13 protein-coding genes are annotated in these 14,140 nt (G+C 37.4%); all 13 read right to left on the reverse strand.

Going from position 1 to position 14,140, the window contains the following annotated elements; genetic code table 11:
• Positions 1-16 precede the first annotated feature (16 nt).
• The 13 genes from CHRYMOREF3P_RS05910 to CHRYMOREF3P_RS05970 all read right to left on the reverse strand — a co-directional run bounded on the left by CHRYMOREF3P_RS05910 (position 17) and on the right by CHRYMOREF3P_RS05970 (position 13,807).
• Positions 17-3,067 (reverse strand): baseplate J/gp47 family protein, encoded by a 3,051-nt coding sequence (locus CHRYMOREF3P_RS05910; protein WP_180564104.1) that lies wholly within the window; start codon positions 3,065-3,067, stop codon positions 17-19.
• A gap of 89 nt (positions 3,068-3,156) precedes the next feature.
• Positions 3,157-3,567, reverse strand: coding sequence for a GPW/gp25 family protein (locus tag CHRYMOREF3P_RS05915; protein WP_077418678.1), 411 nt, complete (start codon positions 3,565-3,567; stop codon positions 3,157-3,159).
• A 156-nt stretch (positions 3,568-3,723) separates the two neighbouring features.
• Positions 3,724-4,014: a PAAR domain-containing protein gene (locus CHRYMOREF3P_RS05920; RefSeq protein ID WP_077418677.1), complete on the reverse strand. Its 291-nt coding sequence runs from the start codon at positions 4,012-4,014 to the stop codon at positions 3,724-3,726.
• Between the two features lie 5 nt (positions 4,015-4,019).
• A complete protein-coding gene (vgrG, locus tag CHRYMOREF3P_RS05925; RefSeq protein ID WP_180564105.1) occupies positions 4,020-5,765 on the reverse strand; it encodes a type VI secretion system tip protein VgrG in 1,746 nt (581 codons plus the stop codon).
• A 1-nt stretch (position 5,766) separates the two neighbouring features.
• Entirely contained in the window at positions 5,767-6,486 is a 720-nt protein-coding gene (locus CHRYMOREF3P_RS05930; RefSeq protein ID WP_077418675.1) for a CIS tube protein, read from the reverse strand.
• On the reverse strand, positions 6,486-6,647 hold the full coding sequence (locus tag CHRYMOREF3P_RS05935; RefSeq protein WP_175627276.1) for a DUF5908 family protein: 162 nt from the start codon (positions 6,645-6,647) through the stop codon (positions 6,486-6,488). Before CHRYMOREF3P_RS05935 ends, CHRYMOREF3P_RS05930 begins: the two co-directional genes overlap by 1 nt.
• A 202-nt stretch (positions 6,648-6,849) precedes the next feature.
• A complete protein-coding gene (locus CHRYMOREF3P_RS05940; RefSeq protein ID WP_047388278.1) occupies positions 6,850-7,317 on the reverse strand; it encodes a phage tail protein in 468 nt (155 codons plus the stop codon).
• A gap of 2 nt (positions 7,318-7,319) precedes the next feature.
• Positions 7,320-7,751, reverse strand: a complete 432-nt coding sequence (locus tag CHRYMOREF3P_RS05945) for a phage tail protein (protein ID WP_047378138.1) — start codon at positions 7,749-7,751, stop codon at positions 7,320-7,322.
• Between the two features lie 34 nt (positions 7,752-7,785).
• Positions 7,786-9,159: a phage tail sheath family protein gene (locus tag CHRYMOREF3P_RS05950; RefSeq protein ID WP_180564106.1), complete on the reverse strand. Its 1,374-nt coding sequence runs from the start codon at positions 9,157-9,159 to the stop codon at positions 7,786-7,788.
• A gap of 23 nt (positions 9,160-9,182) precedes the next feature.
• Complete coding sequence (locus CHRYMOREF3P_RS05955) at positions 9,183-9,614, reverse strand: phage tail protein (protein WP_047378138.1); 432 nt, start codon at positions 9,612-9,614, stop codon at positions 9,183-9,185.
• 36 nt (positions 9,615-9,650) lie between these two features.
• Entirely contained in the window at positions 9,651-11,372 is a 1,722-nt protein-coding gene (locus CHRYMOREF3P_RS24075) for a phage tail sheath family protein (protein WP_077418672.1), read from the reverse strand.
• Positions 11,373-11,457: 85 nt separating this feature from the next.
• Positions 11,458-13,176, reverse strand: coding sequence for a phage tail sheath family protein (locus CHRYMOREF3P_RS05965; protein WP_180564107.1), 1,719 nt, complete (start codon positions 13,174-13,176; stop codon positions 11,458-11,460).
• A 46-nt stretch (positions 13,177-13,222) separates the two neighbouring features.
• Complete coding sequence (locus tag CHRYMOREF3P_RS05970) at positions 13,223-13,807, reverse strand: DUF4255 domain-containing protein (RefSeq protein ID WP_077418670.1); 585 nt, start codon at positions 13,805-13,807, stop codon at positions 13,223-13,225.
• Positions 13,808-14,140: the final 333 nt, after the last annotated feature.

Raw genomic sequence — 14,140 nt, forward strand, 5'->3', positions numbered from 1 at the left:
TTCTTCTTATTTATTATTAAATACATACCTGCTCTGTAATAGTGACATTGTGCTGTTTGGCAGATACCAGAATTGATTTTGGATCTACTTCGATTAAAGACTGCCTTTGCGGAACATTGTTCACCAATATTTTAATATCATCAATGTAGTCTACATAATACAGCTGCTCCAGATAGTTAACCAACTGATTAACATTCAACTCTACATTAAAATCAATATTTTCAGAGTCTGTAAAAGCCCAGGGCGATATGTATTTTTTAATATCTTCGTCCAGCTGTTTGGTGTAAAATGTTTCATCGTACTGCTCAAAGAACTTGACCTTTGTTTCTACTTTCGCTTCTTTGTAATTGGGATTGATCACCTGAGCTTTCACATGCATTGTATTTAATTCATTTACATAATTCTGAATCTTATTTAGCGAAGCTCGGCTTACTCTCGGCTGATAGACATCAAAAGCATTTTTATTTTTAATATTTGGAACCACCATCAGGGTTACATGGCCCGGAGCCATATAGGATGTTTCGGAAGTATGATTTAAACATTTTACCTTAAAGACTTCCGGGAACTCCTGTAATACCAAATGTTCGTAATCCCATTGGGTAATAGCTCTGTGCTTATGTCTCAATCGTTCACTTACCCGTCTGTAAAACTCAGTATCGGTTTCTTTGTATTTACCGTCAAACGAGTTATAAGGTTGGCTAACCGATTTTACCTGAGGAACTCTTGTGATAAGTTTAGCAATAGTTTTTGCTTCCAGTCCGTTATTAAGGTGAGACAGGTCATTGTCCTGATTCTGAAATGTCGCTAAAACAGCCTGCGTATAGATTCCCTGAATTTTACATACTGCATCATAACTTCTTTGTGATTTGGCTCTGATCCAGACTAATCCGTCGGTAAATCTTGTGTGGCTTTTATCAACGTCCTTAGGCACTTTAAACTTGACAATCCCTGATTCCAGGAACTTTCTGGTCTCGTTCTGCAGCATATAATTCGACAAACTCATCCATGTATTGTTTGAAAGGATATGCCATTCTATAAATTCTTTTTCCAGGAAGGTCTCCACCAAAGGATTTTCACTTCCTTCCAGCATTTGGATCAATAGTGAAACTGTCGTCTGAGGCATTGCTTCCAAACCGATGTATAATTCGCCTCCATTTTGATGTACAGGTACAATGCTGTTGGTTTCGACTTCTTTTTCATACTGTCCGAATACATCCTCATGATACAGCTGTACTTCTTTATTTTTTGAAGCTTCTCCGGCAGATTTTCTTTCTAAGTACGAATATGCATTTTCTTTTGCGCTGTAATTCAGCTCTATATCTTCAGCAAAAGGAATATACGGTTCGTTGGGAATAAGTTTTTTTAAACTCGGATTACTTGATAATGCCAATGTATACAGTTTAGGATATACATCCTGTAATGATGACTGATTAAGTGTCAACCTGATCGTCTCACTTGTCCCGGCCTCATTGCTTGTATTATTTACAGAAAATTGGACTTTATAAGCGTCTCTTACTTTACTGAATACATCAATATCATTGGCTTTTTCATACCAGATTTCCTTATCCAGCAAGGCGACATCTGCTTTAAAGTAACCATCAGAACCTACAATTGAGGAGTTTTTTAAAGATTCAAAATCGTTTAAACTGATGTTTTGATTAGGCTGAATGACGTATCCGCTATATAAATCTTTTATAGAATCCGGAGCATTTTTCCAGTTGATCGTAATGTCCGCGTTCTGCCATTTTTTGGAAAACATTTCAGGACATTTGATATAAAAATTAGATCCTTTAACAGGTTGTGCGGTAAAAGGATAATAAGGCTTTTCTGAATTTAATGTTCCGTTGTCATTTTCTATCTGAATTGATTTTACGCCTTTTACATCAACTGCTATTTCAATATTTTTTATTAATTTTTCTGAAAGAGCTTCGTACATATCGTAATATTTTTCTCCTTCAATCATCAATCTTATAACAGGAAAGCTGGTTTGAAATGTTTCTGCCAGCACTTCTTTATTATATTTTACAACTGCCGGGAAATCTTTAGATAATGTAAAAGAAAGTTCTAATCTTGCTTCTTCGTTTTTAATACATTTTAAAACAACACCTGATAACCATTCTTTTTCCCCGCTGCAAAGCACTTTGATATTATTTTCAATATCTGTTTTTGAAAGATTTTGTAATTTCTGGGTTGAATTTTTATTAAAATCGATCTTAAGAGTGACCGTACGTTCCCCTTCTTTTAAATCTAATAATGAAGAGGCTATTGAAAAACCCAGTTTAGCTTTTGGAAGTTCTTTATAAATAGATTTATTTGAAACGGTTTCATCAGAATTATATCCAAACGGCCACCAGTAGTTGCTGTCTTCCGGTAATTTATCTCCCATACCATCAGCAGAGTTGGCTACCGGAGCCATTTTCAGTTCTCTTTTTTCAACATCATTTAAGAAACTTTTAATCTCTACTACTTTTGCCTGATTGGCAATAAGTTCATCACCTGTAGTGTAGATTCGTTTTTTTCCATCAGCGTCTTTACCTCCATCCAGCAATGTACCGGCTGGAATTTTTTCCTGAATCGCTTTTTTGGCGAGTTCAAAAATCACATAGACCTTGTCTGATTTGGCGTCGTTTTTCTTAATTTGAAGAATTTCGTTATAATAGAAATCCAGGTGCCTTTTAGTCAGATTATTGAAGGCATTTTTTGAGAAATCTAATAATTTTAAAAAGCAGACAAATAATGTCAGGTGAGGGGTCAGGCTGCTATCCTGTTCAAACTGGGACATAAGATCTGTAACCTGTTTTTTCATACTTTTATACTCAACGCTCTCTCTGCGTGGGATCGCATTGGCATCATCACCCAGGAAGAAGTTTCCCCAGTTTCCTTTTGGTGTTGTATTATTACCTTTGTCAAAATAGTTTACACGTTGAGCAAAATTGTTGGCGAATAATAGCCAGTCAAACAAATCGAAATCGTGTAACTCAAGATTCCCAGGATCTAATTCTGCTAAAAAGCGCTGCATTTGTGATTTTCCTTCACGATAATGTGAAAATGTATCTGTTTTTTTCATTTGTTTATATTTATCTTTCTATGGTCAGATGCAATACTTATTGTAGTGTTTGGTAGTATTCAAAATGGCTACAGACATCCCGTAATTCATTATATTTCGGTAGCTTCTCCTTTGTAAAAAGGGAAAACCATATTGCTTCTTGTATTAGTATTTCTTACTTCGTAGTCAACCTGTATCAAAACTTCTCCCTGAAGCTCTTCCTGAGCATCTATTTCAATACTTAGAATGTTTATTCTGGGTTCATGATATAAAATAGCACGCTCAACGATTCCTTTCATTTGGGTAATCAGCGTTAAGTCCAGCGGTTTAAAGAGCATTTCCTGCAAGTCACACCCGTAGTTTGGGAACATTACACGTTCACCTGGGCGTGTTGACAATAAAATCTTAAGGCTGTTATTGATGTCTTCTACATCTGTGGTCATGGCCAGTTTTCCTTCAGTTTCGTTAAACTCAGGCGGAAAACTCCAGCCTGTTCCTAAAAAATCTGTATTTATTTTCATACGTTATTTGTTATATTTAATGTTCACATCTTGCATCTGTAGCATAGAGTTTTTTGGTTATTCTAACCGTTTTGTTATTGATGTTTTACATTTTTATTTTAGTTCAGATGTTATTTCTAAGAGAGCTTATGATTGTATTAAAAGCTGCCCTCCATATTATCCGCCTATTAAAACAGTAGCATCACCCGCGGTTATTACCCCTCCATGAGCGGTAGAATCTCCCATTCTTGCGGCAGGTTTCCCGCCTATTAAAACACTTGAAGATCCTGAAGCAATGGTGTCCGGTGGCCCGGTACATAATGCTTTGTCTCCTTGTCTTGCTGCGGGCATTCCGCCGATAAGCACTGTGGGTTCTCCTGCCGGAATTATAGGACCTCCTACATGGGGAACAGTTCCCGTTACCATAGGGCAGGTATGCATATCTGTAATTCTTGCTGCCGGTTTCATGATTATTAATTAATTTTAACTTGAGATCCTTTTACTACTGTTACTGCTCCTGATTTAAGCTCTGAACCGGAACTTCCTTCTGCTTTGAATTGAGCACTTGCTTTTACATTGATATTGGTTCCTTCCATATTAATGTCGCCTTTTGCTTTGATCTTAATGTCTTTTCCGCTTTCCATACTGATACCGTCTTTATTAAGGGTAAGAGTATTAGAATGCTCATCTTTTATTGTAATGACATCGGCATCTTCATCTACAATCACTTTTTTACCTTTTGGGGTTTCCAGTGTGTACGAAATTTTGTCGTCATTAAAGATCATTTTCATTTCGCTTCGGGTAACAAATCCTTTTTCATGGTTATCATCAGAGGCTACAATGGGAGCTGGTTTTGCACTGCTGTTTAGCATTCCGAGTACCACGGCATCATTGGGATCATCATTAATAAATCCGATGATGACTTCGTCTCCGATTTCCGGTCTGAAGAATGATCCTCTGTTTTCTCCGGCATCAAGAGTAGCAATACGTGCCCAAATTCCTTCTTCTTCGTTATTGATGATGGGGATCTGCACTAAAATTCTGTCTTCTCCGTCCGGATCTGATTCCAATTGAGACACTACTCCTACATGTAATCCGCTTATGGCAGGGATAATTCCTGAACCCGGCATTTCACTTACATCATAGGTTTCTGAAAACCATGTTGGAGAAAGTCCGAATTGAGCATCCACCAGCCAATTTCCTTCAGCGATTTCATGGCGGACACCGGTTACGTATATTTTCCCGTTGAAACGGTTCCCTACTCCCTGTAGTGTTAATGAAGCTCCTGGTATCACAGATGGGATTCCCTGGAGTTTTACTCTTCCTCTTGTTTTGGCTAATTGCTGGAAAGTTGCTTTGGCATCACCCCATTCCTGCAGTTCTCCCTGAGTAAGATTTCCACCATGCTTAAGCTGCAGGTCTTCAATTCCGAAAACATCTGCCAAATCACCTGATGAAAGATTTCCGTTGAGATTAATCGCCGGATCCTGAGCTTCAACTTCTGTAAGTTCCTGATCAGTATAGCTCCATGTTTTGGCTGTAATTTTACTGAATTGGTCTCTGGCATCAATTTCTCCATCAAATTCATGTATGGATGATCCGTAAACCACCGTTTCTACGGCTTCAGCACTAAAATCAGGCTTAGCAATTTTGATGGTTCCATCTTCAACGAAACAAAGTTTACCGTTTGCCTGCGCTCTGGTAAGCATGAAATCCCAATCGGAAGCCTGGTACTGAACCAATTCCTTATGTGAATTTGAAGTAGCTTCAACATCGGCAGTAAGCCCGTTATTACTAATGAGTTCTTCCATGACATCACTGTCTGTGCTTTCGTAGAAGTACTTGCTTTTTCTTCCTAAGGTCATTTTTACGGCCTTATCTCTGCATTCTACAATCAGGTAAGAAGAACCGTTTCTGATTTTTATGTTGTGTTTTACAACAACTCCTTTAAAAATGGTTTCTTCTTCAGAATGGTATCCAGCGGTAATCTCAATTTCTTTTCCGGGAATCAACAGCTCTTCATTACTGAGCTTGAAATCCTGCTCCGGTACACTTCCGTCTAAAATAACAATGCGGGCATAAGGAATTCTGTTGACTTCTTTTTCCACGACAATGCTTTTCACCCCGTACTTCCCCGGCAGTTCTGTGCCTCCAGACATGACCTTATGGGTGACTAAATCTGGATTTTTTGCTGTTTGTATGTATCCGCTATTATTCATATCATGAAACTTTTTCTAATGGCGGAAAGAATAATTCCTGCCCTGGTTTTAGCTGTCTGAAATTGACAAGATTGTTTACTTTAGCGACCTCCAGATAATATTTGGAATCTCCGTAAATTCTTTCAGTCATTAATGGCAGTGTATCGCCAGCTTGTACTGTTCTTTTGTGGGTAAGATCCGGAGATTGTTTATCTTCAATTTTACCGGCAAGTTTAGGACTTGTTGATTCACTGAATGTTGCCTTTCCTATAGCTCTCAGAGGCTGGCCTTCGTTATCAAATAATTTATATTCTATCGTTAATTCAGAAAGCACTCCTTTAAATTCAAAACTTCCCCAATTAAGGATAACATTATAAGGTTTATGGATAGAACCTTCCAGCTCGCTTGTTGCCTTATAAAAATCTTCAATCTGTTTTGTTACAGCTGTTTTTGCAAACGATTTCCCTTTAATTTTATTGATCAGTTTAAGCCCTGAATTCGCTTCTGTAACTCCTGTCCCATCAAATAGAAATTCTAATTGTAAATCAGGTGATGCTGATGAGGTGTATCCTAAATTAGGTTTAGAATTACCATCTGCCTGATCTTTATTATATTTCGTTTTATAGGTCATAGAAAAACCTGTCGGATTGATAAAAGCTTTAAAAGCACCGCTCTGAACTCTTTTTTCATAATCAGAGTTTTCGTATGTTCCGATTGTCAGTTTTTGAATTGCTCCTCTCATTATCTTTCTTTTTTACGGTTTTCTATCTTTGCTGCCTGTTCTACACTTTCGCTGATTGCGCGCATGAGCTGTGCTTCATCTACCGATGTGCCAGTCGTCGTTGCTTCTGCTTTTTCGTCCACATTTATTTTAATGTGAAGCTCTTTTATTTCTATTGGCATTTTGTTTGTTTTTTAATCGATCATTAATATTCAAAACACTAATAACCAATGATTTAACATATTTATTTTTAAAAATCTAAGCACATGAAGGGTGTGTTCAGTCTCTGTTATAGACCAATCTGTTGTTTTTTATGAAAAAAGATTTGGGTAAATATTATCTTTAAACTAACACACGTTCGGGTGCTTAGATTTGATTTAGAAATTACAAGCCTAAGCTTGCTAACGATGAGGGTATTGTGAAATATCTATATTTCAGTTCTATTGTTTCAATAGCAAGTTTGCTTTCTTCTGCGTTGAATTCTGATACTTCCCATCTTACAGGATATGCTCCAACTACATTCCAAACCATTAGGGGTGCTGTAGACTGAATCCCGCCTGAAAGAGTAATGATCAGGTCTCTGGGTTCAAACTGGAAGTTTTCCATCGCATTTCTACACCAGCTTATCAATCCGGAACTTACGATTAACCCACGCTTAAGAACCAGATTAGGATATTTGGGTCTCAAAGGAAGCTGGTGTGTAAACCTGTTTTCTCCTCCTTCGGCATATTCTTCAGTTCCAATTTCTGTTGATAAACCAGATATAGATTGAAATCTGGAGTCAATACCCTCTGTTGTTGAAATCCCATTAACAATAAAAGAGAAACTGGTTGGAGGATATAAAACTGCCATGATTAGTTATTTTCAATAGTTAATCCTTCGTGTGCAATTTCCAGCGTTTCAATAGCAACCTCGTTACCTTCAGCTTTCAGATCTGTTGATTGTAACTTAAGTGGGAATGCATTTTTCACTTTCCATGTAACTGCAGGCGCTCCTGTCTCATCTAAAAGAGAAATCGTAATAGATCTGCGCTCTACGGTGCTTAGCTGAATACTTTGGAACCAGTCGAAATATTCGTTATCAGTTTTGAAAGTTCCTCTCTTTAAAGTGATATTACTGAAACTTTTCATTCCAGGCATTTTAATCTTACTGAAATCAGGACTTGCGCCATGTCTGTATTCAATTAAAGCTGCTTCAACATTTAAACCGCTGACTTCCTGAAAACCTACTTTTGTTCCGCCCCAATCTACTTCAAAGGCAAACTTTACTAATGGATATGTACTCATAATGTATTTATTTTTATTTGTTATTTAATTTAGCTTATGCTTCCTGTAATTTGTGTGAAAAACGTAACACAATAAATTCAGCCGGACGTACTGCTGCCATTCCGATTTCAATGATCATTCTTCCTTCTAAAATATCCTGCGCAGACATTGTTTTGTGTAAACCAACGCTTACGTAAAAAGCTTCTTCCGGCTTGCTTCCTGCCAATGCACCGTCTCTCCACTGCTGGTCAAGGAAATTTTCGATCATAGCCTGTACACGAACCCATGTATTGGCCGTATTCGGTTCAAAAACGAAACGTTCTGTAGCTTTCTTCACAGACTCTTCTACCATGTTGAAGAAACGACGTACAGGTACATACCTCCATTCGTTACTGTTACCGTCTAATGTTCTTGCTCCCCAAACCATCGTTCCTTTTCCTGTAAAAGTTCTGATCGCGTTGATTGATTTTCCTGCTACCGAATCTACGTTAAGACCGTCCTGCGTTTCATTAGAAATTTTTACAACAGGTGCCAGTACATTGCTGATTGCTAAGTTGGCTGGTGCTTTCCATACTCCGGAAGTACTGTCTACTTTAGCATAAATTCCGGCAATTGATGAAGATGGAGTCAATACCAATCTTTTAGATTCAATTTCTTTTTTAGCCTGGTTATACAATGCTGAACTTCTTGATTTCAACCATGCTAAGGTATTTCCATTTTGAGGCATTGTAACGTCCACAAGAACTCCAGCAGCATTTACTTCTTTATAGCTATCGATTTTAACGTCTTTATCATCAAAGCTATAGCTTAAAACAGTCTCCAATTTTGGATAATAGGCAGCTCCATATTTTAATCCTGCAGCATCTACTCCAGCTCTAAAAGCAGCAGCATCTTCAAAAACATCCATAATAACGAACCTGTCTTTCAAGTCTTCTGCCTGATCTAAAGCTTTATTGTATAATTTATAAGCATCTGCTCCTAAAACTTCAGCATCCGGGAAAACAATAAGCGTTGGCTCATCTTCTTTTTCCAGTGATTTCAATCCGAACCACAGACCTCCAGCAACTGTTTCCGTTCCTAATGCAGGAGTTTTTTCATAGTCAGCTACTGAAACAATATAACATGGTCCACCACCATTAGCAAAATACATTTGCATAGCATAATGCATTTTGTAAGGGCTTACCTTGGTATTATCTATATTTGCAGTAACAACTGTATCTTCAATCTTAATAGAGATTGCTGTTTTTTCATTTTTTGCTCCTCCAAAAATCGTTTCGTATTCCAACATAGAAGAAATTCTTGTCGGTTCATTTCTTGGTCCTTTATCCGTATGTCCGATAAAAGCCGGGATAGCTGTTTCTACTTGTGCTACAGATGGTGGGAATTTCGCAATTTCTTCTACGTAAACTCCAGGTGTTTTGTAATTCATTTGTTAAAAATTTAAAGTTAATATTAATTGTTTTCAATAGTTAATCCTTCGTGTGCAATTTCCAGCGTTTCAATAGCAACCTCGTTACCTTCAGCTTTCAGATCTGTTGACTGTAACTTAAGCGGGAATGCATTTTTCACTTTCCATGTAACTGCAGGCGCTCCTGTCTCATCTAAAAGAGAAATCGTAATAGATCTGCGCTCTACGGTGCTTAGCTGAATACTTTGGAACCAGTCGAAATATTCATTATCGGTTTTGAAAGTTCCTCTCTTTAAAGTGATGTTACTGAAACTTTTCATTCCAGGCATTTTAATCTTACTGAAATCAGGACTTGCGCCATGTCTGTATTCAATTAAAGCTGCTTCAACATTTAAACCGCTGACTTCCTGAAAACCTACTTTTGTTCCACCCCAATCTACTTCAAAGGCAAACTTTACTAATGGATATGTACTCATAATTTATTTTTAATTTTGATTGTTATTTAATTGATTTTATGCTTCCTGTAATTTGTGTGAAAAACGTAACACAATAAATTCAGCCGGACGTACTGCTGCCATTCCGATTTCAATGTTCATTCTTCCTTCCAGAATATCCTGAGCAGACATTGTTTTGTGTAAACCAACGCTTACGTAAAAAGCTTCTTCCGGCTTGCTTCCTGCTAATGCACCGTCTCTCCACTGCTGGTCAAGGAAATTTTCGATCATAGCCTGTACACGAGCCCATGTATTGGCAGTATTCGGTTCAAAGACGAAACGTTCTGTAGCTTTCTTCACAGATTCTTCTACCATGTTGAAGAAACGACGCACAGAAATGTATCTCCATTCGTTGCTGTTTCCATCCAGCGTTCTTGCCCCCCAAACCAAGTTTCCTTTTCCTGTAAAAGTTCTGATCGCGTTAATTGATTTTCCTGATTCAGCATCTACATTAAGCAGATCTTGTTCTTTATTGGAGATTTTTACTGCTGGTGCTTCTACTAAACTAAGCCCTAAATTGGCAGGCGATTTCCATACTCCGGAAGTACTGTCTACTTTTGCATAAACTCCGGCCATTGCTGATGACGGTGCCAATACTACTGATGTAGACTCGATTGCTTTTTTAGCCTGGTTATACATTTCAGAATTAACAGTCTTCAAATCCGCTAAAGTTGTGATACCAGATGCACCGGTAACTAAGATATCAGCATCTTTGAAATCATAGCTTAGAACAGTCTTCAATTTTGGATAATAAGCTGCTCCGTATTTCAGACCTGTAGAAGATACTTTATCTCTAAAATCAGCAGCATCTTCAAGAACATCCATAATGACGAATCTGTCTTTTAACAATTCTGCCTGATCTAAAGCCTTGCTGTACAAAGCATAGATTTTGCCAATCGCAACAGAATTACCTGCTCTGGCAGTAACAATGCTGCTGGCAGCAAGAGCATCAGTCTCCATAGCCGAAGCCGTAGTAAAATCTGTCTCAAAATCAGCCGCAACCTCATCAGCTGCTGCCTTAACAGTAGCAACAGTAGCATTATCTACAGCAGCAGCAATCTTAACCGCCACTACAACAGCCTGACCAGCCTTAGCTCCCACAATCTGTAAATCGTTAGGATTAGGAACATTAAATTCCGCCGCCTTAGCAACTGCAGCATCAACAGCCGCTTCTACATTAGCACCTGCAACAGCACCTGCAACAACACCTGCAATACCTTTAGCTGCGGAAGCAACATTTTTAGCATTTAAAGCTGTAGTAACAACAGCCTGAGCAGCAGCAACATCAGCATCAGAAGGCACTAAACTTTGAAGATCCGGAAAAACAATCAGTGTAGGTTCATCTTCTTTTTTTAATAATTCAAGACCTGATAAAAAAGCTTCTGCAGGTGTAGGAGCATCTACAGCCTCCGGACTTTTATAATCTCCTACAGAAACAATATAGCAAGGGCCACCACCATTGGCAAAATACATCTGCATGGCATAATACATTTTAAAGTCGCTTACCTTGGTTGGCATTGCTGTTGCAACACCATCTTTGAAAGCTACAGCGAAGATTTCAGAGTTTGCTTTTCCAAAAAGTTCTTCATACTCCAACATCGAAACAATTCTCGTTGGTTTATTTTTCGGTCCATCCGCTGTATATCCAATAAAAGCAGGGATAGCCGTTTCAACTTGCGCTACGGAAGGGGGAAATTTTCCTTGCTCCTCCACGTAAACTCCAGGGGTTTTGTAATTCATTTTTAAAAATTTTACGTTAATATTAATTATTCCTCGAAGTAAAACTTCGAATATTTATTCGTGATTGATTTATTGTTTTTATTTTTTAGAACTGTTGTAATTTGTGCGAGAAACTGAGTACAATAAACTCTGCCGGACGTACTAATGCTATTTTAAGGTCAACATTCATAATAGTAGTGCCTTCTACTCCCTTAACTGTTACTTCGTAGGCTTCTTTCGGAGTGCTGCCTGCTAATGCACCCTCCATCCATTGCTGGTTAAGAAAATTTTCCAGCATTGTTTTTGCCCGTAACCATGTATGAGGGATATTAGGCTCATTAATAAACTTATTGAGTGCTTCGTTGATCGCTTGTCTGATCATATTATAATAACGGCGTACATGTACATATTTCCATTCGTTATCTTTCCCTTCATTATTTTTATCTTTCCCTTCAAGTGTTCTTGCTCCCCAGATTAATGTACCTTTTCCTGTAAAAGTTCTGATTGCATTGATTGATTTTCCGAAATCATCTATGTTTAAAGTAGATTGTTCCTGATCTGAAATTTTTTCTGTCGGAGTAATGACATGGCTAATATTGATATTTGCCGGAGCTTTCCACACTCCTCTTGTGCTGTCTATTCTGCCGTATGCTCCTGCAATTGCTGATGATGGTGGTAAAACAACTTTTAACGACAGTATTTCTTTTTTCACCTGATTGTAAAGTGCCGAATTGGATAATTCTAAATTTTTAAGCGTTATACCGTTTGCATCTCCTTTTTCGTCTTTTACCTCAAGAATTGCAGTTTTTAAGGCATCAAACTCTCCACTGAACACAGGTGCATCTTCGTCAAAACCATCAGGGATCACAAAATCATCTATTATTCCGTCATATATGGCTTCTAAAACAACTTTTGCTTCATCAATTGCTTCTGTTAAAGCATTTTTTTTATCACCTGCATCCGCTGCTTCATTCACTTCTTCTGCTATCGCAATAGCCTGATCTAATAAATCAGCAAGCACGTAAGCATCGGCAGATCCCGTTGAGATTTCGGCACTTGCCAACCTTTTCAATTCATCTAAAGCAGAGATCTCACCCGCATAAAAAAGAGCACTTCCTTGCCCTTTTTTTTGTAAACCGGCATGGGTGATAGGGGTTTTAGTTTCATCAAAAGTATAATTCAAAATGGTTTTTAAGTGAGGGAAGTAAGCCGCCGCATGATTAGTTGGGTTTATATTACTTCTAAAAGATTCAATCGTGGTAAGATTGTTTGATTTGATGATAGAATTTCCGTAATAGGTATCCAGGATAACAAACCTGTTCTTACTCTCATCCTTAGCTTTATCAATTGCCTGATTATAGATACTATAAAACTCAGATTCATTGGCTAACGAAATAGCATCAGGGAAAATAATAAGAATCGGTTCTTTAATATTTTTATGATCTATCTTACCCAATCCTGTTTCCAATGAGGATAATTGTACTTCTGCTGATGTATAATCCCCTACAGAAATGATATAACACGGTCCGCCGCCATTAGCAAAATACATTTGCAGCGAATAGTACATTAAAAACTGTACCTGAGGGGCTACAATAGTTGCTCCCTGGCCTTCTACATCTTTTAGCTGGATATTTTCTTTTTTTGCTTTTCCAAAATATTGTTCATATTCTAAAAGAGAATTGATTCTGAAGGGTTCATTATACCCGGCAGGGAGTAGGTCGGTATACCCAATAAACGCTGGCATAGCTGTTTCTATATAGGCAACTGAGTATGGAAGTTTTGTAATTTCTTCAACAGAAACACCTGGTGTTGCTGAATTTAACATGTTTAAAAATTTAAAGGGTTATTAGTTTTAGTTTTTGCTTTTATGATTAATCAATTTTAATACTTTGGATATTAACGTCATTAATTAATTTAACAGGGATTACATCCTTAGCCGCAATTTTTATCACACTTATTTTATATAAGGCAGATGGCATTATTTTTCCGCCTAATAGTCCCCAGACGTAACTTAGCTGCTCAAAGGGAATTGAATGCAGTTCAATTCTGAAACTGAAGTTGTTTTCGGGCTCAAGATCCACATACTCCAGAACATTTTTTGCCTGAAATACCTCAATCACTTTTGAAATACTTAGTAATGATTTGCTATAGGTACTTCTGTTGGCAGCAATCATTACATATAGGTTTAAGTAAGCTGGTGTACTTTCTTTATCGTATCGAATTGGATTGTTCTCAACAACAACCTGCTGATACCTTGACCTGTTTTTCAATGTTGATTCTTCCTCAATGTTGAGCAGACTGATTACTACTTTGTTATTAAGTCCCTCAGTATTGTCATCATGTTTTGCAATGTCATCAACAACAGCGATTTCAATTTCGTTAGGAACGTTAGGATCCCATAAACCATCCGGAGCATTTAGCTGATTTTTTAAAACTGTTAATACTTTATTAATCATAATTTCTGTTCTTAATTATTATGGTGCAAACATACAATCACCCCCCCTCAAAAGACAAATATTTTGAGGCCTCAATACAGTCTTTGCAGTAAATAGGATTTTAACACTTTAAAAAAAAAACGAAAAAACACACAATTAAAACACTGAAAATAAACACATTAAAATCAATATTGAAAAATTAAATCTAAGACCAGAGATTTTATTTGACTAATTATACTAAATTTTCAGCCTGGTGATTGAGGCTCATTCTGCTTTTAAAAAGCATCATTTTTCAACATAAGATTATCCATTAACTAAATGGTCATTTTTAGTGGTCCCGCATTTCTGAATTTT

Origin of the sequence: Chryseobacterium sp. JV274 (genome assembly GCF_903969135.1) — a bacterium.
In the GTDB taxonomy this organism is placed as follows: Bacteria; Bacteroidota; Bacteroidia; order Flavobacteriales; family Weeksellaceae; genus Chryseobacterium.